The following is a 21,484-nucleotide window of genomic DNA, read 5'->3' on the forward strand; positions in this document are numbered from 1 at the left end:
TGTATAATTTTATAAAAAAGAAGGGGGTTAAAAATGGCAGATTTTGATATAATTTTTTTAAAACCAACTAGATTCGAAGATTGTTTGAAGTGTGTAGAGCACATAAAAGCAGAGAAAATAGTTCATATAAATTTATGTGATTTAGATTCAGAAAAATCACAGAGAGTTTTAGACTTTATTAGTGGAGCGGTGCATATCCAAGAGGGACAAATTATTAATCCAGGAGATAAGATATATTGTTCGATTCCGAAAAATAAAAGTTATCAAATAGAGTATAAAGAGTTGACAAATAATATAACAAATCCTAGATTTGATGAAGAAGAAGAGATAATACCAAGATATAATAGAAGGTAGTAAAAAAGGGACCAAATAGATGGTCCCTTTTCTCATTTAGATATTTTTAGTTTTTTATTTAATCAGCCAATAAAAAAGCTTGGCAACTACCTATCCTTCCAGGGGGCTGCCCCCCAAGTACTTTCGGCGTTTACGGGCTTAACTTCCAGGTTCGAAATGTAACTGGGTGTACCTCCGTAGCTATCGTTACCAAGCTATATAATAATAACATTTTTTTTAGAAAAAGTCAATAAAAAAAATGGGCAATAAACCCATTTTTTTCAGGATAAAACTTATATAACTTTGAAAGTGATTTTCTCGTTATTAAATCCTACTTCTATAGTCTCACGCTCTTTAATTTCACCTTTTAAAATTATTTTAGCAATCTCAGTTTCAAGATACTTTTGTATATATCTTCTAAGTGGTCTTGCTCCAAACTGTGGATCATAAGCAGTTTTAGCTAAAAATTCAGCAGCAGAATCAGTTATTCTAAAGTTGATTTTTCTATCTTTTAATTTATTTTCAAGATTTACTAAAAGTTGACGAACAATATTTTTAATCTCTTCAATTCCAAGACCTTTAAATATTATTGTTTCATCTATTCTATTTAGAAACTCGGGTCTAAAATTAGATAGCATCATTTGATTTATTTTTTCTCTAGTATGAGAGTTTAAAGTAGGGTCTTCTAAAATTAAATGGCTACCGATATTAGATGTCATAATAATTAGAGTATTTTTAAAATCTACAACTTTACCTTGACCATCAGTTAATCTACCATCATCTAAAACTTGAAGTAGAATATTGAAAGTATCAGGATGAGCTTTTTCAATTTCATCAAATAGTATAACAGAGTAAGGTTTTCTTCTAACAGCTTCTGTTAACTGTCCACCCTCTTCATATCCAACATATCCTGGAGGAGCACCAATCAATCTAGTTACAGAGAATTTATCCATATATTCACTCATATCAATTCGAAGTACATTTTCCTCATCGTCAAACAGGAAATATGCAAGAGATTTAGCTAGATATGTTTTACCAACTCCAGTAGGGCCTAAAAACACAAATGAACCGATAGGTCTATTTGGGTCTTTCAATCCTGCACGCGCTCTTAGAATTGTCTCAGAAACAGCTTTTACAGCTTCTGTTTGCCCAACAACTTTAGCATTTAAATTATCTTCTAAACTTAAAAGTTTCTCTTTTTCACTTTCCATCAATTTAGAAAGAGGAATCCCTGTCCACTTAGAAATAATTTCAGAAATCTCTTCAACCCCTACTTCTTGTTTAACAAGTTTATTGCTAGGAGATTCCTCTAAACGTTTTTGTTCTTCAATCAATTCTTTTTCAAGAGTTGCAAGTTTTCCATATTTTAATTCAGCTAGTTTGTTTAAATCATATTTTCTCTCAGCTTCAAGAATTTCAAGCTTTACTTTTTCAATTTCAGATTTAATATCTTTAACCTTATTTAAGTCTTGTTTTTCATTTTCCCATTGTGCTTTTAAAATTGATTTATTTTGAATTAGATTTGAAAGCTCCTTTTCTAAAATTTCAAGTCTTTCTTTAGAATAAGGATCAGTTTCTTTTTTCAACGCTTCCTTTTCAATTTCAAGCTGCATAACTTTTCTAGTTAATTGATCTAACTCTTCAGGCATAGAATCCATTTCAGTTCTAATCATAGCTGCAGCTTCATCAATTAAATCGATAGCTTTATCAGGAAGTTGTCTATCTGGAATATATCTATTACTTAAAACAGCAGCCTCTACAATAGCACCATCTGCAATTCTAATTCCGTGATAAACCTCAAATTTTTCTTTAATTCCTCTCAGTATAGAAATCGTATCTTCAACAGTGGGCTCATTGACCATAACTATTTGGAAACGTCTTTCAAGAGCTGGATCCTTTTCAATATACTTTCTGTACTCGTCTAAAGTAGTAGCTCCTATTACTCGAATCTCTCCTCTAGCAAGCATAGGTTTTAAAAGATTTCCAGCGTCCATAGCTCCATCAGATTTTCCAGCTCCAACAATAGTATGAATCTCATCAATAAATAATATAATTTCACCATTAGAATCTTCAACCTCTTTTAAAACAGCTTTTAGACGCTCTTCAAACTCACCTCTAAATTTAGCTCCAGCAATAAGAGATCCCATATCTAAAGAGAAAACTTTTTTATTTTTTAAAGAATCAGGGACATCACCATTTAGAATTCTTTGAGCAAATCCCTCTGCGATAGCTGTTTTACCAACTCCAGGCTCACCAATAAGAACAGGATTATTTTTAGTCCTTCTAGATATAATTTGAATAGTTCTTCGAATTTCGCTATCTCTTCCAATGATAGGGTCGATTTTTCCTTTTCTAGCTAATTCAACGAGGTCTCGTCCATATTTTTCTAAAACTTCATATTTAACTTCAGGATTAGGAGAATCTACCTTTTTATTTCCTCTAATCTCTAAAATAGTACTTTTAAATAACGAGGGATTGATACCTAAGTTATTTAAGAAAGATGTTTTATCTAAAAGTGCTAAAAAGATATGTTCAACACTTATATACGAGTCTCCCATAGATTGCATTAACTTTTGAGCTTCAACAAGAATCTCGTTAGTTTTTGTATCTACTCCAATTGAAGAGGATGTACCAGAGACTTTTGGCAATCTGTTACAAAGTGCTTCTAATGAGTTTTGTAAAGAGTTTGTATCAAGTCCCATCTTAGTTAGAACTCTTACGATAAGTCCTTCTTTATGAGCAATAAGAGCTAAAGCTAGAAGTTCTGGCTTTATACTCTGTTGCATATAAGTTTGTGCAAGGGTTTGTGCATCAGTCAATGCTAGCATTGAATTTTCTGTAAAATTGTTTGGATTCATAAGATCACCTCATAATTATAAAATTTTGCTTATTTTAAGCTGATTATTTTATCCTCTTCTCCAATATCTTTAAGATGATTATTTCTAACAATCTCAATAACCTCCATCATTTTTTTCTGAACGTGGTCATATCCGACATCTTTTATATGGGGAAGGATACAGTCAGAGCAATCTTTAACTCCTCCCGCAGTATGTTTATACTTACCTCCACACTCATTTCCTAGCATATAAAGTGGGCAGTAACAGAATAAGCAGTTAAAGTTCTCTGTATTCTCCATTTTATGACATGGAAAAAATTCACAGTTTTTATTTTGATTAAATTTGTAGTTCATAAATAACCTCCCAAAATTTTTAAAATCTATAATTTAAATATACTACTGTAGGAAGATTAAATCAAGTGAATAAAATAAAAAAATGGTCCAAATTTAAAATTTAGACCATTAAAAAATAATACATATATTTTATTAATAAACCTCAGTAGCATTTTCAACAGGTTCGTTTAAAACTGCTTTTATTGCTACAATAGCAACTTCGAGCTGATCAAGATCAGGTTCTTTAGTTGTAATCTTTTGTAGAGCCATTCCAGGAGCCGCAATCATTCTAACAAAGATATTATCTAGATGATTACTTGTATATCTTTGAAGTTCGTAAGATATTCCTGCAATTAAAGGCATAAATAAAACTCTTAAAACTACTTTTGTAAGTAATTTTGTAGCAAAACTACTTGGTGGAGGTAAAATAAAATCTAAACCAGTGAAAACTATAATAGCAATAAACATAACTATTAAAAGGAAACTAGTTCCACATCTAGGGTGTAGTGTTGTAAATTTTTTAGCATTTTCAGCTGTTAACTCTAGATGTTGCTCATAGGCATAGATTGATTTATGCTCAGCACCATGATATTGAAAAACTCTTTGAATATCTTTTGAGAACGAGATTAAGAAGATATAAAGAACAAAGAATGCAAGTCTTAATCCAGCTTCTAAAAGATTGCTATAAATTTTGTTATCTTTAAATAAAAAACTACTTATAATAGAGGGAAGAACAATAAAAAGACCAATTCCCAAAGCTAAAGAAACAATGGTAGTCATTACAGCCTCTTTTTGAGACAGTTGCTCTTCTTCAACCTCAGCTTGATTAGCTGAGAAGGTAAGCTCTTTAACTCCTAAAACTAATGAATCAAAAAGAGTTATAGCACCTCTAAGAAAAGGAATCGTAGAAAGTTTATTTCTACTTTTAGATATTTTTGTTTTCTTGTAAACAATATCACCATTGGGTTTTCTAACAGCTGTAGCTAAAAGGTCAGCATTTCTCATCATAACCCCTTCTATAACTGCTTGTCCACCTACGCTTGAAAATTTCTCTTTACTCATTGTCACCACCCGTAATCAATTAGATTGTATTTTTGTCATAAGGTTTTCCAGCAGCACTTGGTGCAACTGCTTTACCAACCACTCCAGCAAGAGCTAAAAGTGTTAGTAAGTACGGTATCATTTGGATAAATTGTGGTGGAATAAATGTAACATATTGTTGAATTACTGTTTGTGCAGCATCAGCAAATCCAAATAATAAACTAGCAAATAAAACTCCTTTTGGCTTCCACTTACCAAAAACAAGTGCAGCTAAAGCTATAAATCCTCTTCCAGCTGACATCTCTTTAGAGAATTGGCTAAGAGCTCCAATTGATAGGTATGTTCCACCAAGACCGGCAAAAACTCCAGACATGATAACACCAAAGTATCTGATTTTAGCAACACTGATACCAACAGTATCTGCAGCTAAAGGGTACTCTCCAACTGCTCTCATTCTAAGACCAGTAACTGTTTTGTAAAGGAAGTAACCAGACCAGATAGCTAAACCATATATCATATATGTTAACAGAGAGAAATTAAATAGTAATGGTATTCTAGTTGCAGAAGGACTGTTTGATGCTTGTTCAAATAGAACTCTTAACATGAATATTGTAAATCCAGAAGCGAAAAGATTTATCGCAACTCCAGATACAGTTTGATTTCCTCTATACTTGATACTGATTATAGCATGAACTAGAGCAATCAGTCCACCAGATATCGCACCAGCTAAAATTCCTAGAACCCAACTTCCAGTATAATATGAAACAACTGCAGAAGAGAAAGCACCAATAAGCATCATCCCTTCAAGACCAATATTAACAACTCCACAAACTTCTGAGAACATTCCACCAATTGCTGTAATAAGAATTGGAGCAGCCTGCCTGATTGTGGCTAAAATTAAACTTAAAATAATACTTACCATTATTCAGCTCCTCCTTTTGAACCTTTTTTCTCTAACCAAGATCTAATCATATTTTCAGCAGCAATTAATAAAATTATAATAGCTTGAATCATAATAACCATTTGGCTAGGAATAGATGTGTTAAATTGCATAGCTCTTCCACCCACTCTAAGAGCAGCAAATAGGATTGCAGCTAGTAAAGCTCCGATAGGTGTATTTTTTCCAAGAAGAGCAACAGCTATTCCATCAAATCCATAAGTAGCAGTTAAACCAGTTTTATAAGCGTATTGTCCAACTCCTCCTAAAACTCTTTCTACTCCTCCAAGTCCAGCTAAGAAACCAGAGATTCCTAAAGTTAAAAGGATTATTTTTTTTACGTTGATACCGTTATTTTCAGCAGCCGTAGGGTTGAATCCAACAGCTTTAATATGGTATCCAAGAACTGTTTTTTCAAGTACAAACCAAACCACGAAAACAGCAACTAAAGCGATAATAAATCCATAGTTTAAAGGAACTCTTACATCTAAAAGTTTTCCTAATCTAGCTGATGCGATAACCGCAGGAGTTTGTGGATTGATTCCAGGTGCTTTAAGCGGATAGTTTAAACAGTATTGTTCAAAACTAACAGCAATATAGTTAAGCATGATAGTAGAGATTACTTCATGAACTCCAAGCTTAGCTTTTAACCAACCAGCAACAGCAGCCCATAAGAATCCAGCTAAACCTCCAATAATTAATATAACGAATACGTTACTTATAAATACATTAGCAACAAATCCACCAACAGCAGCAGCAGCAAGTCCAGCCATAGTCATCTGTCCTTGAGCACCGATATTAAACATACCACCTTTGAATGCAACTAAAACTGATAATCCTGTAAAGATAAGAGGTGTTGCCTCTAAAAGTGTTCTAGCTATTGGTGTAAGACCATCAAAAGCTCCTGTAAATAGATAATAATATGCTTTTGTAGGACTTTCTCCCATGTATAAAATTATACCTGCTCCAATAAGTAGTGCTAAGATAACAGCAACTACAGGAACAAGGGCATTTAAAATATTTTTATTTTTAATCAAGTTTACCACCCGCCATAAGTATTCCAATTTTTTCTTCATTTGCTTCTTCTCTTGAAAGAATTCCAGTTATTTTTCCCGCACACATAACTGCAATATTATCTGAAAGATTTAAAATTTCAGATAGTTCTGATGAAACAACCATAACTGCTTTACCTTTTTCTTTTTCATTAAGAATAAGTTTATGAATTGATTCAATAGCTCCAATATCTACCCCTCTAGTTGGTTGTCCAGCTATAATAAGGTTGTTGTTTTTCTTTTCTAACTCTCTAGCAACGATAATCTTTTGTTGATTTCCTCCAGATAATCTACCAAAAGCTGTATCGACACTTCTAGGTCTAACATCATATTTTTCCATGAACATCTCTGCATCTTTTCTTAATTTGAAGAAATTAAGTAAACCAAATTTTGAATATTCATCTCTTTCAAGACCAAGAGCAAAGTTTTCCATAACACTAAATTGTGAGATAGCAGCTCTTTTATGTCTATCTTCAGGAATATGAGCTAGTCCAAGTAAAGATATTTTTCTAGGAGTTTTTCTTTTTAAAATAACATTGTCAAGGATCATCTCTCCTGAACAAGTTTCTTTTAATCCTGTTAAAGCTTCAACAAGTTCAGTTTGTCCACTTCCCTCAACTCCAGCAATACCAAGAACCTCTCCCTTTCTGATTTGGAATGAAGCGTTTTCCACTTTCATAACCCCAAGGTGGTCTTTAACACTAACATTTTTTACAGATAAAACAGTTTCTCCAATTTCAACCTCGGGTCTTTCTGTTGTAAATAGTACGGCTCTTCCAACCATTGCGTTGGCAATCTTCTCTTTAGTTGCATCTTCAGTGGCAAAATTAGCAATATCTGCTCCTCTTCTAATAACTGTTATGTTATTAGAGATATCAAGAACTTCTTGAAGTTTGTGAGAGATAAAGATAATAGTTTTTCCCTCGGCGATTAAGTTGTCCATGATTTTATAAAGCTCTTTAATCTCTTGTGGAGTTAAAACAGCTGTAGGCTCATCGAAAACTAAAAGGTTTGCACCTTTGAAAAGAATTTTTAGAATTTCAACTCTTTGTTGCATTCCGATAGAAAGATCAGATACTAAAGCATCTGGATCAATAGCTAACCCATATTTTTTTGAAACCTCGATAACATCTTGTCTAGCTTTATTAATGTCTAAAGATAGACCTTTCTTAGGTTCAACACCTAAAATCATATTTTCAGCAACAGTTAAAGTTGGAACAAGCATAAAATGTTGATAAACCATTCCAATTCCTAACTCAGCAGCTTTACTAGGTGAATCTATTTGTACTTCCTTCCCGTGGTAAAATATTTTACCAGAAGTTGGAGTATAAAGACCATTTAACATTTTCATAAGTGTTGACTTACCTGCTCCATTTTCACCAACAATAGCGTGTTTTTCACCTTTTAAGATTTTTAAAGTGATATCGTCGTTTGCGATAACTTTTCCATCTAAGAAAGTTTTTCTGATGTGTTGCATTTCTAAGATATAATTATTCACTTAGAATCCTCCCTAAATTTATTTCAATATTACGTTGTAAAAAATAACCTTTTAAAATTATATTATGTTATATAAAAGTAGTCAACTTTTTTTATTCTTCTCTCTTGATTACAACGAACGTTATATCATCATTTTGTTCGCAACCGTTTTGGAAGTTGTTAACTTCAGATAGTAATTTTTGTTTAATATCTTTGGCAGATAAAGATGAAGTTTGAAGTAAGATATCTTTTAAACGTTCTATTCCAAATAGCTCTTTGTTACTATTTTCAGCTTCACTAATTCCATCAGTATAGTAGATAACAACATCCCCAACATTTAATTTTATTTCACCTTGTTTGTAATTATAATCATCTAAAAATCCAATTGCCACTCCTTTAACAGAGTGAGTTTCAATTAGATTAGTTTGGCTGTTATAAACAACTAATGGGTTGTGACCAGCATTTGAATAAGTTAAAATTTTCGTATCATAATCATATTTACTATGCATCATAGTTATAAACATATCCTCTGTTATATCAGGATAAATAAGTTTATTAAGTTTTTGAACGTTACAACGAGGCTCTTCTCCTTGAAGCTCAAGTGTTTTTAAAACTGAACGTCCTAAAGCCATAAGAAAGGCTGCTGGAACACCTTTACCACTAACGTCTGCAATAGTTATACTAAATGTTTTTTCATTTAAAAGAGAGTAGTCGTAGTAATCTCCACCAATCTCTTTTGCAGGTTCGAAGAAAGTTGCCACATCCAATCCTAAAACTTTTTTAATTTTTTTAGGTATTATTCGTTTCTGAATTCTAGAGGCGACTTCAAGTTCTTGAGACATTCTTTCTTTTATAACTAAGTCAGAATAAATTTGAGCATTATTAATAGCTATCGCAACTTGTATAGTAAGTGCAGAGATAGTTTCCTCATCACTCTTGATAAGTTTAGATTTATCCTCTATTATAAAGATAACTCCAAGTTCTTTCCCTTTTACAGTAAGAGGGGATGCAATTATTTTTTCATCAGGAGTGATAGAGAAACCTTTTAAAATTTCACTATAAACTTTTTTATAATCTTTACGAGTGAACTGAGATAAAACTTCTTCAGGATAACTTAACTCTCCTTTAAACTGGATATCTCCTTTTATTCTTTTATTTAAAAGTCTTCCACCCTCCCATAAGTAAAGAGAGATTCTTTTGGCTCCTGTTAAAACAAAATAAGCGTCAAGTATCGTAGATATGATTTTATCTAACTCCATAATTGAAAGCACAGTTCTTGAAAGAGAATTTATATTTGATAAACTCGCAACTCTTTGCTCTAGAACTTGATTACTGTATTCAAGTTGTTTAGATTTTGTAAGCAGAGATTCGTATGTAACTTCAAGTTCTTTTTTGTATTCTCTTAGTTCTTCAATAGAGTTATCTAGTTCTAAATCTTGTTTTGTAATTGCTGTTGTAGCTCTTTCGTAATCATTTTTTAAATCTTCTGATATATCTGTAAGAAATTCTTTGCTTACGAAACTTTTTAAAATCTTGCTTGTTTCTTCAAAGTTTTTCTTTTCAATTTTCTTAAATATTAAAAAGAAAACGAAAAATAGAATAATAAAAGAGAAGTAGGTAATCAATTATTTAGCCTCCCATGTAGAGAATCTATTTTCAAGAGATTCTGTAGAATTATTTTCTATTTTCTTTGTTCTTTCCCAAGATGCTAAATTAGAAACTGAGTTTGAGTTAGCTAGTAACTTTTTTAAATCATCAAGGGAAGTCGGTGTAACTATATTAGATGTAAACTCATAGTCATCAGTAGATAGATGTTTTTTATTGTTACCTACAAATAAAACTAAAGAGTTAGGTAAGACTACAAATCCAGAGTTAGTATTTGAGTTTTGGAAAATAACGGATTTATCATCTAAATTATTTATATTTGCAGTTACATTTGGAATAAAAATAATTTTTTTATTCTTACCGATTGAATCAAAATAAACAAAGTTTTTCTTAATTGAGTTTATATTTTCAATTAAAGATTTTCTATTTAGTAAAATATCTTCCATCAATAAACTTTTATCTAACTCTGTATAAAGAAACTCAGAGTTGTAAAGAGCTTCGTTGTCTGTAAGTTTTAATAGTAAAAAGTATTGTCTGTTTAATAACTTTTGAATCTCTCCAGCTTCAGTAGGAACATTTATATTGAAGCTGTTTAAATAATTTTTTTCATCTGGATTTAAATCTTCAACTATTTTCATTCCAAGAATCTCTTTGTCTAACCAACCTGTGTTGAATAAGTCGTTGAAATCTATATTCATGTCCTCTGTAATTAGAAGATTAAAACTATTTTTTTGAACACTGTTAAGATTTTCTAAAGAAGTATTTAGATTTTTAAAGAAATTAATTTTTTCATTATAGTTGCTAGGATACTCTAAAGAAACTAAGTTAAAATTATGTTTTCCTTCAGGAATAGAGCTTTTGAATGTAATGTGTTGACTGTGATCTTTTCTAGCAGAAAATTGTGAACAACCAACAAGTGTAATTAAAGAAAAAAGTAAAAGAATTTTTTTCATAATGTTAAATCATCTCCTTTATTTTTAAGGCTAGTTGTTTAGGAATAACTTTTTCTAATTCCTCTAAAGTTGCATTTTGAATTTGTTTTACAGAACCAAATGTTTTTAAAAGAGCCTCTTTTCTTTTTGGTCCGATACCAGGGATACTATCCAATTGACTAGATATAACCCTTTTGTTTCTAAGCAGTCTATGATAAGTTACTCCAAATCTATGAGCTTCATCTCTAACTCTTTGTAAAATTTTTAGTGCTTCATCACTTTTTGAAAAGATATATGCAGTATTTTCGGTGTATTTATAAATTTCCTCTTCTTTTTTAGCAATACTTAAAAGTTCTGATATACCACCCTTTCCAATCCCTTCAAGAATTTCACCAACCGCATTGATTTGTCCGAGCCCACCATCGATTAAAATAACATCTGGAAACTCTTCAAGAGGTAGTTTTGAATAACGTCTTTCAATAACTTCTCTCATCATAGCAAAATCATCTGGGGTATCTTTACATGTTATTTTAAATTTTCTATAAAGTTTTTTAGCTTTTTTACCCTCCACAGATACACTCATAGATGCGACAGCATCTTTTCCCGAAATATTTGAGATATCGAAACACTCAATTTTGAATGGGAAACGCTTTAGATTAAGTTTTGTATATAAATCACTTAATCCTTTTTCAACGATAGATTTCTTATTGTAAAAATTCTCAATATCTTTTTTTAAGTTTAATAACCCCATCTCTAAAATCTCTCTTCTACGAGATTTGATTTTAGGGAAAAATAGAGAAACTTTATGTGTGCAGATTGCTTCAAAGATATAACCTATATTTTTTTCTAAATGAGCCATAGATTCCTCAAAAATTATATTTTTAGGTATAGGATATTTAGAATAATAGCTCATAATAGTATCTTCGATAATATCGTCAAAAATAGTATTTTCTAAATTTATAGAGTGAAAGTTTTTCCCTAAGATTTTTCCCTCTCTTACATTTAAGACACATAGAAAAACTTTATTGTCTTCAAGAACAAATGTGAAGATATCTTCGTCGATAGATGAAGCAGCTTCAGTTATCTGCTTTTGTATATTGTTTTCAATCTCTTTTTTTTGCTCTCTGAACATGATAGCTTTTTCAAACTCCATATTTTCAGCAGCAACAGCCATATTTTTTTCTAATTTTTGAATGATGGATATTGTATTTCCTTTTAAAATCTCTTTTGCATCTGAAATATTTTCGTTGTATTGGATGAAAATATCTTTGTACTTACAAGGTCCATTGCAAAGCTTCATATAAAATTTGAGACAAGGACGAGGATAGACTTTTTCCATATCTCGATTACAATCTCTTATTTTATAAAGTTTAGAGAGAGTAGATTTTAAATTCCAAGCACCAAAAGGAAATGGACCAAAGTAATCACCTAGATTTTGATTTAATTTTTTTGTTGTTCGAACAATTGAAATTTTTGGGAATTTTTCAGCAGTAATTAAAATATAGGGATAAGTTTTTTCATCCTTTAAGTTGATATTATATTTTGGAGAATATCTTTTAATCAGGTTATTTTCTAAAATTAAAGCATCAATTTCAGAGTTACAAATAATGAAATCAATATCGTCGATGTTTTTAACAAGTTCTTTAGTTTTTTCATCTGAATGCTCTCTGTTGAAATATGAGCTAACTCTTTTTGAAAGATTTTTAGCCTTTCCAACATATATAATTTTAGAATTATTTTTCATCAGATATACTCCTGGGTTATCAGGAATCTCTTTATTAAAAACAGTAATCATAGCTTTACCAGTTTCCTCTCTCTTTCTCTCTATGTATAGAGTAGATGTTAATATCGTCTAAACTATTTAAATCTTTTTGAAGTCTTCTGACAAATGAAACAGAACGATGTTTCCCTCCACTACATCCAATTCCGATAGTAAGATGTCTTTTTTCATCTTTAATGTACCCTGGAATAAGGAAAGTAATTAAATCCAAAATTTTAGAGTATAAGACTTGTGCTGATTCAAAACTCATAACATAATCGTAGACATCATCATTAAAACCAGTTTTTTCACGTAAATTTTCTAAATAATAGGGATTTGGTAAAGTTCTCACATCAAATATCATATCTGCATCAATTGGAACACCGTGCTTAAAACCAAAAGATTGTAGGTGAATATTTAAAAGGATATTTTTAGAAAAAGATGCTACTGCCATCTCTATTTTTCTAGACAGCTCTTTAGCTGTTAAGAAACTAGTATCGACAATCATATTAGCTTTATCTTTTATATCCTCCATAAGATAGATTTCATCTTCAATACTTTGTAATAAAGTATCTTTAGTTAAAGGGTGTTTTCTTCTTGTAAGGTTGTATCTATTTAAAATTGACTGAGTTGATGCTTCTAAGAAAATTATTTTATAGTCAATATCAAGATTATCAATCTCGTTAAAAAAAGTATCAAAATCATTTGCGTCAATTATTGTTCTGATATCAAGACCTAGTGCAATTCTTTTGACATTATTATCCCTGCTAGAATTTTGTAGATCCTTTAAAATTAACCCAGCAAACCTAAAAGGGATATTATCCATTGTAAAAAATCCTAAATCTTCTAAAGTTTTTAAACCTGTTGACTTTCCAGAGCCACTAAGTCCAGTTAAAATAATCAACTCCATTATAATTCCTCCAAATATAGTTTACTTTATTATACAATAATCTAAATTAAAATTATATAAAAAAATAAAAAATGGATAGGTGAATAACCTATCCAAAAATAAAAAATTAAAGTAAATTTATTTTAGAAATACTGTCTCTTATAAGATTTAAATCAACAAATCTAAATTCTTCTAAAGAGATGTCTGATTGCTGATCTTTAGGAGTGAAAGAAACCTTTTTTATTATATCCAAAACTCCAAGAATTATTTTAATAGAGTGAGAGTTGTCCTCAATCTGTTTATTTGTAATTAAGATTGATTTGAAGGGGTTATCTTGGTTTTCTAAGTTGTATAGAATAGGGTCACTTAGAAGTCTGTGTCCTTCAAGACATTTTTTCTCGATGTAACTTAATACTTCGTTGATATTATGGTTCTCTAAGTAAATTACATTATCTGTTTCTTTGAAGAAATTAAATACTTTATTGTTGTTTGTAATGATTTTATAATCCATAAAAAACCTCCCGCTTTTTGAAATACATTTTTCAGTAGTAATATTACAACGTAAACGGCAATATATCAAGAGTAAAAAAATAAAAATTGACAAGTTTTTAATTTTAGTATATACTTTTTCTCAGAGCAAAAAAAAGGAGGGTGAAATATGGTTTACAAAAACGACAGAAGAGTTAGACAAAAACAGAAAAACTATTTGTTGCTTTTAGATTTATTTATTTCATTTTCTAATAATTTATTTATATTTTTTAATTTTTTAGTTTTTAATTTTAATATTAATATAGACAGGGAATATGATTTTCATATTCCTTTTTTTATGCAAAAAATTTAGGAGGTAAAAAATGAAGGGGAAGTTAATTCTTGAAAACGGAATGAGTTTCGATGGAAAAATTTTTGGAGAGCTGGGGGAAAGTGTAGGAGAACTTGTTTTTAACACAGGAATGACAGGTTACCAAGAATTACTAACAGATCCATCATACTATGGGCAAATTGTTGTTATGACTTATCCGATGGTAGGAAACTACGGAATTAATTTAGAGGATATGGAATCGGATGGAATAAAGTTAAAAGGGTTTATCATCAAAGAGGATGCAAAACTTCCAAATAACTTTAGATGTGAAATGACTTTAGATGGGTTTTTAAGACAGTATAAAGTTGTCGGATTTAAAGGGGTAGATACAAGACACCTTACTAAAATCATAAGAGAAGAGGGAGCTATGAAAGCTCTAATAACATCAAAAGATTTAACTCAAAAAGAGATTGATGAGCATTTTGCAAAATTTAGTAATAAAGATGCAGTAGAGCAAGTTAGTACTAAAGAAAAGTATGAGATTCCAGGACCAGGAAAAAGAGTTGGGGTAATAGATTTTGGAGTTAAGAAAAATATACTTAGATCTTTTGAAGCTAGAGGAATTCACCAAATTGTTTTCCCTTGGAATGTAACAGCTGAAGAGTTACTATCTCATGATTTAGATGCAGTCTTTTTATCAAATGGACCAGGGGATCCTGCAGAGTTAACTGAAGTTATTAATGAGATTAAAAAACTAGTAGGGAAATTACCAATTGTTGGAATATGTTTAGGACATCAACTATTAGCTTGGGCTTTAGGTGGAACTACAAAAAAATTAAAATACGGACATAGAGGATGTAATCATCCAGTAAAAGATTTAGAGAAAAACAGAATATTCATAACTTCTCAAAATCATGGATACGTTGTAGATAAAGTACCTGATTCAATGAAAGTTACACATATAAACTTAAATGATAATTCAATAGAGGGAATGAGAAGTGAAGAGCACAGAATACTATGTGTTCAATATCACCCAGAGGCGTGGCCAGGACCAGCTGATTCAGAATATTTATTTGATGATTTCTTAGCAGTAATAGAGGGATAAAATTTTAAGATTTTTAGTAGAGTTTTCAGGAGGCGTATATAAATGTTAGATAAATCGATAAAAAAGACACTGGTAATAGGATCAGGACCAATCATAATAGGTCAAGCAGCAGAGTTTGACTATTCGGGAACACAAGCATGTGAAACATTAAAAAAAGAGGGGATTGAAGTTGTATTAATAAACTCAAACCCAGCGACAATAATGACTGATAAAGCTGTTGCAGACAGAATATATATAGAGCCAATCACAGCAGAGTTTGTTGAAAAGGTAATCGCTAAAGAGAGACCTGATTCAATACTAGCTGGAATGGGGGGACAAACAGCATTAAATATGGCTGTTGAATTAAACGATAAAGGAATCCTTGAGAAGTATGGAGTGAGAGTTATCGGAACGTCTATCGAATCTATAAAAAGAGGAGAGGATAGAGAGTTATTTAGAGAGGCAATGGATAAAATAGGTGAACCAACTATTGAAAGTAGAATAGTTGAAGATCTAGAAACAGGATTTAGAGTAGCTAAAGAGATTGGTTATCCAGTTGTTGTAAGACCTGCTTACACTTTAGGAGGAAGCGGTGGAGGAATTGCAGATAATCCTCAAGAGTTAGAAGATATTTTACTAAAAGGTTTAAAATTATCAAGAGTTGGACAAGTTCTAATTGAAAAATCAATCTTAGGTTGGAAAGAGGTTGAGTATGAAGTAATTAGAGATAAAGATGGAAACTGTATTACAGTTTGTAATATGGAGAATATCGATCCAGTTGGAATACATACTGGAGATTCGATAGTTGTAGCTCCGTCACAAACGTTATCTGATAGAGAGTATCAAATGTTAAGAACATCAGCTTTAAAAATAATAAATGAAATTGGAGTTGTAGGAGGATGTAATGTACAGTTCGCTCTACACCCAAAATCTTTCCAATACGCAATAATTGAGATCAATCCAAGAGTTTCAAGATCTTCTGCACTAGCTTCAAAAGCTACAGGATATCCGATAGCTAGAGTTGCTACAAGATTATCTTTAGGATATACGTTAGATGAAGTTGTAAACGAAGTTACTGGAAAAACATTTGCATGTTTTGAACCAGCATTAGACTATATAGTTGTAAAAATTCCTAAGTGGCCATTTGATAAATTCAAAAAAGCTAATAAGAGATTAGGAACAAAAATGATGGCAACTGGAGAAGTTATGGCGATTGGAAATAACTTCGAAGCAGCATTCTTAAAAGGTTTAAGATCTTTAGAGATTGGAACATATAACTTAGAGCATCCAGTAGTTAAAAAGATGTCTATGGAAGAGTTGAAAGAGATTGTTGTAAGACCTGATGATGAAAGAATCTTCGTTGTTGCAGAGATGTTAAGAAGAGGATATGTAAAAGAGAAGTTACAAAAGCTAACAGGAATTGATAAGTTCTTCATGGAAAAATTAGAGTGGCTTGTAAGACAAGAGGAGCTAATGAAGAAAATGGAACTTAAAGATTTAGATGGTAAGTTCTTAAAAAATGTAAAGAAAAAAGGCTTCTCGGATAAAGGTATTGCTCAACTATTAAATGTAACTGAGCAAGATATAGCTAGAAAGAGAAGAGATTATGGAATAAAGCCAGTTTATAAAATGGTTGATACGTGTGCAGGAGAGTTCGCAGCAGATTCATCATACTTCTACTCAACTTATGATCAATTTGATGAAGTTGACGTAACTGATAATAAAAAAGTAATAGTTATTGGATCAGGACCAATTAGAATAGGTCAAGGAATTGAGTTTGACTACTGTACAGTTCATTCGATAAAAACTTTAAGAAATATGGGAATTGAAAGTATCATTATAAATAACAATCCTGAAACTGTTTCAACAGATTTCTCGACAGCTGATAGATTATACTTCGAGCCTTTAGTAACAGAGGATGTTATGAATATAATTGATAAAGAGAAGCCAGCAGGAGTAATTATTCAATTCGGAGGGCAAACGGCAATAAAGTTAGCTAATGACCTTAGAGATAGAGGAGTTACGATTTTAGGAACTTCGGCTGAAATGGTAGACGCAGCAGAAGATAGAGAAAAGTTTGAAGATATAATGGAAAAGTTAGATATAAAGAGACCTAAAGGAAGAGCTGTATGGGAAGTAGAAGCAGGAAAGAAAATAGCTGCTGAAGTTCAATATCCAGTTTTAGTAAGACCATCTTACGTTTTAGGTGGACAAGGAATGGAGATATGTCATGATGAGTATAACCTTGTTAACTACTTAAAAGCTTCATTTGAAAGAGACCCTGAAAATCCAGTACTAATAGATAAATATTTAAATGGAATCGAAGTAGAAGTAGATGCAATCTGTGATGGAGATGATATTTTAATACCAGGAGTTATGGAACATTTAGAAAGAGCAGGAATTCACTCTGGAGATTCGATAACAATATATCCTCCACAAAATTTATATGAGGGAACAGAGCAAAAGATTGAAGAGATTACTAGAAAAATAGCGAAAGAGCTAAAAATTAAAGGTATGATGAATATTCAGTTTATAGCTTATGAAAATGAGCTTTATGTAATTGAGGTTAACCCAAGATCATCAAGAACAGTTCCTTATATAGCAAAAATATCAGGTGTACCTGTGATTGATATAGCAACAAAAGTAATTATGGGTCAAAAATTAAAGGATTTAAGTTTTGGAACTGGAATCTACAAAAAACCATCAGTTGTTGCGGTTAAAGTACCTGTATTCTCAACAGAAAAGTTATCAGGAGTAGAGGTTTCATTAGGACCAGAGATGAAATCTACAGGAGAAGTTTTAGGAGTTGGACATACAGCGGATGAAGCAATCTTCAAAGGTCTTTTAGGAGGGGGAAGAGTTCAAAACGTAAGAAACAGAAAGGTTCTTCTAACAATAAGAGACAAAGATAAAGATGAATTCTTACCAGTTGTAAAATCACTAAGAGATTTAGGATGTCAACTGTTTGCAACAGAGGGAACTCAAAAATATCTATCTGAAAATGGAATTGAAGCAACAGCAGTAAGAAAAATAAATGAAGAGTCTCCTAATATCTTAGATTTATTAAAAAATAGAGAAGTAGATTTATTAATAAATACTCCAACAAAAGCAAATGATGCTCAAAGAGATGGATTCAAAATAAGAAGAACAGCAATAGAATACGGAGTAGAAGTATTAACTTCGATAGATACATTAAATGCAATAATAAAAGTTCAAGAGTTAAATGTAGATAAGATGGATTTAGATATATTTGATATTGCCCAAATATAAATATATTGACAAAATTTTTGAAAAGTTATACACTTGAGAAAAGAATAATTTAGTAATATACTCAAAGGGAGTAGTCAAAAGTATAATATCAACATCTCGATTGTAAAAAATCTGGTATTATACACCTAAAAATGGTGACAAGACTTTTAGTGTAGGTTTTAACCTACACTGAAAGTCTTTTTTTATTTTTAAAATGAAAATAGAGTTAGAGCTAGTAAAATAATTTAAAATAGAAGAGGTTTAAGGAGGTTTTTATGAGAGAGTTTTATTCTAAAGGTAAAGATGAGATAATGGGATATTTTGATACATCTGAACAGGGATTGAAAGTCAAAGATTTAGAAAAATTAAGAGAGGAGTATGGTGAGAATCAATTAAATAGTAAGGAAAAGAAAAGCGCTTTTATAGTTTTTTTAGAGCAATTTAAAGATTTTCTAGTTATTATTCTTTTAGTAGCTGCGGCGATATCTTTTATTTCAGGAAATAAAGAGAGTACGATAGTTATTTTAGCAGTTATTACAATGAATGCTACTTTGGGTACGGTTCAACATGTAAAAGCTGAAAAGTCATTGGAAAGTTTGAAAAAAATGTCATCACCTAAAGCAAGAGTTATAAGAGATGGTCAAAAACAAGAGATTGATTCGAGTGAACTATTACCAGGTGATATTGTTCTTATAGAAGCTGGAGATGTCGTTCCAAGTGATGCTAGAGTGTTAGAATCGTATTCGCTTATGGTAAATGAAAGTTCTTTAACAGGAGAATCTGAAAGTGTTGAGAAAATTTCAGAGGTGATAGATGAGAGTGATTTAACTGTCGGAGATCAAAAAAATATGGTTTTCTCTGGAAGTTTAGTGACTTATGGTAGAGCAAAGTTATTAGTAACATCGATAGGAATGAAAACTGAATTGGGGAAAATTGCAGCTTTGTTAGATGAGACAGAGGATGCAATGACACCGCTACAGAAATCGTTAGAAAAATTTGGACATAAACTGTCGATAGCAATAATAGTTTTATGTATCGTTGTGTTCTTTATGAGTGTTGCCAGAGGAGTTAGTACACTTGAAGCGTTGATGTTTGCAGTAGCTTTAGCAGTAGCGGCTATTCCAGAAGCTTTAGGTTCTATTGTAACAATAGTTTTAGCGATAGGAACTCAAAAGATGGCAAAAGAGAATGCGATTATAAAAAAATTACACTCAGTTGAGTCTTTAGGGTGTGTATCTGTAATATGCTCTGATAAAACAGGGACTCTTACTCAAAATAAAATGACTGTAAAAAATCTATTTGTAGATGGAAAAGTTGTGGATGCAGAAAGTATAAAGATAGAGTCAAAAATTGAGATGGGATTACTGAGAGCTGCAATACTTTGTAGTGATGCTGTAAATGTAAATGGACAAGAGATTGGGGATCCGACAGAGATTGCACTTGTAAATATAGGTCATAAATACAATATGGTTGAAACAGATATCAGAAAAGAGTATTTAAGACTAAAAGAGTTGCCGTTTGATTCAGATAGAAAAATGATGAGTACTTTAAATAGAATCGAGGGTAGAGACTATCTTATAACAAAAGGAGCTCCGGATATTATAATTGATAAAGCTAAATATATATTGAGAGAAAATGGAGATATAGATTTAGTAGAGGCGAAAGATATAGAGAGTATAAAGGCGGCGAATATAAAATTTGCTGAATCGGGACTTAGAGTTTTAGCTTTTGGAATGAAAGAGATTGGTGTTAGAATTTGAAGATGAAAACGAATTTATATTTATTGGTTTGATAAGTATGATTGATCCTCCGAGAGAGGAATCTAAAGAAGCTGTTCAAAACTGTATAAGAGCTGGAATAAAACCGGTTATGATAACAGGAGATTATAAGGTTACAGCTAAAGCGATAGCAAAAGAGATCGGAATTTATAAAGATGGAGATGAAACATTAAATGGCTCTGAAGTTGAAAAGATGACAGATGAGGAGTTGCTACAACATGTTGAAAGAATCTCTGTATATGCAAGAGTATCACCAGAACATAAGATAAGAATAGTTTCAGCTTGGCAAAAGTTAGGTAAGATTTGTGCGATGACAGGGGATGGTGTGAATGATGCTCCGGCTCTGAAAAAAGCTGATGTAGGAATAGCTATGGGAATAACAGGAACAGAGGTTTCTAAAGATGCGGCTTCGATGATTTTAACTGATGATAACTTCTCAACTATAGTAAAATCAGTTGTAACAGGAAGAAATCTTTATGCAAATATAAAAAATTCGATAAGATTTTTACTATCTGGAAATACAGCTGGAATTTTAGCGGTATTTTATGCTTCGTTGATGGGGTTACCAGTGATATTTGCACCAGTACATCTTCTGTTTATAAACCTTTTAACGGATAGTTTACCAGCGATAGCGATTGGGATGGAACCGTCACAAGGAAACGTTTTAGATGAAAAGCCAAGAGAAGCTAATGCACCGTTGTTAGATAAACAACTATCGAGTAGAATTCTAATGGAAGGTACTTTGATTGCAGTTGTGACGATGATTGCGTTCTATTTAGGATTTGCTAAAGGAGATGCAGGATTAGGAAGTACAATGGCGTTTTCTACACTGTGTTTGGGTAGATTGTTCCATGGATTTAACTGTAGAGGAAATGGATCGGTATTAAAATTAGGATTGACGAAAAATATGTTTAGTATATATGCATTCCTATTAGGAGCAGCGTTATTATATGTTGTATTAATTGTTCCGGCATTTCATGATATGTTTGCAGTTTCGGATTTAACTTTAATGAATTTCTTAGAAATGACAGTACTGGCATTTGCACCAACGTTGATAATACAAGTTCTGAAATATATAAAATATGATAGATAGAAAAAGTCACCTTTAGGGTGATTTTTTTTTCTATTGAAATAAAAAAAACACTCGTTAAGAGTGTTTAAAGTTCTAAATGGTGCCTAGAAAAGGATTCGAACCTTCGACCGCCCGGGTATGAACCGGGTGCTCTAGCCAACTGAGCTATCTAGGCAAATGGTGGAGATAAGCGGAGTCGAACCGCTGACCTACGCAGTGCAAGTGCGTCGCTCTCCCAACTGAGCTATATCCCCAATGGTACCCCGTAGGGGAATCGAACCCCTGTTTATAGAGTGAAAATCTATTGTC

Annotated in this window: 15 protein-coding genes, 2 tRNA genes, 1 rRNA gene and 1 pseudogene; 5 read left to right on the top strand and 14 right to left on the bottom strand. The window is 31.7% G+C overall.

Features of this window, described 5'->3' with window-relative positions; genetic code table 11:
• Positions 1 to 33 precede the first annotated feature (33 nt).
• Complete coding sequence (gene sepF / locus Q0O83_RS09065; protein ID WP_294096396.1) at positions 34 to 354, top strand: cell division protein SepF; 321 nt, start codon at positions 34 to 36, stop codon at positions 352 to 354.
• A gap of 77 nt (positions 355 to 431) precedes the next feature.
• Here sepF and rrf read toward each other — a convergent pair.
• The 12 genes from rrf to Q0O83_RS09125 all read right to left on the bottom strand — a co-directional run bounded on the left by rrf (position 432) and on the right by Q0O83_RS09125 (position 13,704).
• Positions 432 to 548: ribosomal RNA gene (rrf, locus tag Q0O83_RS09070) — 5S ribosomal RNA — on the bottom strand.
• A gap of 78 nt (positions 549 to 626) precedes the next feature.
• The gene (clpB, locus tag Q0O83_RS09075; protein ID WP_294096398.1) at positions 627 to 3,191 is read right to left on the bottom strand and encodes an ATP-dependent chaperone ClpB; all 2,565 of its coding nucleotides are present in this window, start codon (positions 3,189 to 3,191) and stop codon (positions 627 to 629) included.
• Positions 3,192 to 3,220: 29 nt separating this feature from the next.
• Positions 3,221 to 3,523: a cysteine-rich small domain-containing protein gene (locus Q0O83_RS09080; protein WP_294096400.1), complete on the bottom strand. Its 303-nt coding sequence runs from the start codon at positions 3,521 to 3,523 to the stop codon at positions 3,221 to 3,223.
• 132 nt (positions 3,524 to 3,655) lie between these two features.
• Entirely contained in the window at positions 3,656 to 4,564 is a 909-nt protein-coding gene (locus tag Q0O83_RS09085) for a DUF1385 domain-containing protein (RefSeq protein ID WP_294096402.1), read from the bottom strand.
• Positions 4,565 to 4,583: 19 nt separating this feature from the next.
• Complete coding sequence (locus Q0O83_RS09090; protein ID WP_294096404.1) at positions 4,584 to 5,465, bottom strand: ABC transporter permease; 882 nt, start codon at positions 5,463 to 5,465, stop codon at positions 4,584 to 4,586.
• Positions 5,465 to 6,556, bottom strand: coding sequence for an ABC transporter permease (locus Q0O83_RS09095; RefSeq protein WP_294096406.1), 1,092 nt, complete (start codon positions 6,554 to 6,556; stop codon positions 5,465 to 5,467). The genes Q0O83_RS09090 and Q0O83_RS09095 overlap by 1 nt, the downstream gene beginning before the upstream one ends.
• Positions 6,510 to 8,030, bottom strand: coding sequence for an ABC transporter ATP-binding protein (locus Q0O83_RS09100; protein WP_294096408.1), 1,521 nt, complete (start codon positions 8,028 to 8,030; stop codon positions 6,510 to 6,512). Before Q0O83_RS09100 ends, Q0O83_RS09095 begins: the two co-directional genes overlap by 47 nt.
• A 91-nt stretch (positions 8,031 to 8,121) precedes the next feature.
• A complete protein-coding gene (locus tag Q0O83_RS09105) occupies positions 8,122 to 9,633 on the bottom strand; it encodes a PP2C family protein-serine/threonine phosphatase (protein WP_294096410.1) in 1,512 nt (503 codons plus the stop codon).
• On the bottom strand, positions 9,634 to 10,566 hold the full coding sequence (locus Q0O83_RS09110; protein WP_294096411.1) for a hypothetical protein: 933 nt from the start codon (positions 10,564 to 10,566) through the stop codon (positions 9,634 to 9,636). It abuts the gene before it with no gap.
• 4 nt (positions 10,567 to 10,570) lie between these two features.
• Positions 10,571 to 12,340 (bottom strand): excinuclease ABC subunit UvrC, encoded by a 1,770-nt coding sequence (gene uvrC / locus Q0O83_RS09115; protein WP_294096413.1) that lies wholly within the window; start codon positions 12,338 to 12,340, stop codon positions 10,571 to 10,573.
• A gap of 4 nt (positions 12,341 to 12,344) precedes the next feature.
• Positions 12,345 to 13,214 (bottom strand): RNase adapter RapZ, encoded by an 870-nt coding sequence (gene rapZ, locus Q0O83_RS09120; protein ID WP_294096414.1) that lies wholly within the window; start codon positions 13,212 to 13,214, stop codon positions 12,345 to 12,347.
• Positions 13,215 to 13,320: 106 nt separating this feature from the next.
• Complete coding sequence (locus Q0O83_RS09125) at positions 13,321 to 13,704, bottom strand: GrdX family protein (RefSeq protein ID WP_294096417.1); 384 nt, start codon at positions 13,702 to 13,704, stop codon at positions 13,321 to 13,323.
• Between the two features lie 147 nt (positions 13,705 to 13,851).
• Between Q0O83_RS09125 and Q0O83_RS09130 the strand changes: the two genes are divergently transcribed.
• From Q0O83_RS09130 to Q0O83_RS09145, 4 genes and pseudogenes are all read left to right on the top strand, one after another.
• On the top strand, positions 13,852 to 14,034 hold the full coding sequence (locus tag Q0O83_RS09130) for a hypothetical protein (RefSeq protein ID WP_294096419.1): 183 nt from the start codon (positions 13,852 to 13,854) through the stop codon (positions 14,032 to 14,034).
• A gap of 10 nt (positions 14,035 to 14,044) precedes the next feature.
• Entirely contained in the window at positions 14,045 to 15,097 is a 1,053-nt protein-coding gene (locus Q0O83_RS09135; RefSeq protein WP_294096420.1) for a carbamoyl phosphate synthase small subunit, read from the top strand.
• 42 nt (positions 15,098 to 15,139) lie between these two features.
• Complete coding sequence (gene carB / locus Q0O83_RS09140) at positions 15,140 to 18,346, top strand: carbamoyl-phosphate synthase large subunit (protein WP_294096421.1); 3,207 nt, start codon at positions 15,140 to 15,142, stop codon at positions 18,344 to 18,346.
• Positions 18,347 to 18,636: 290 nt separating this feature from the next.
• Positions 18,637 to 21,196, top strand: a pseudogene (locus Q0O83_RS09145) (cation-translocating P-type ATPase).
• 77 nt (positions 21,197 to 21,273) lie between these two features.
• Here the strand turns inward: Q0O83_RS09145 and Q0O83_RS09150 are convergent.
• Positions 21,274 to 21,350 (bottom strand) — tRNA-Met (locus tag Q0O83_RS09150).
• 3 nt (positions 21,351 to 21,353) lie between these two features.
• A tRNA-Ala gene (locus Q0O83_RS09155) sits at positions 21,354 to 21,429 on the bottom strand.
• Positions 21,430 to 21,484: the final 55 nt, after the last annotated feature.

Source organism: uncultured Cetobacterium sp. (assembly GCF_945952365.1).
Classification (GTDB): Bacteria; Fusobacteriota; Fusobacteriia; order Fusobacteriales; family Fusobacteriaceae; genus Cetobacterium_A.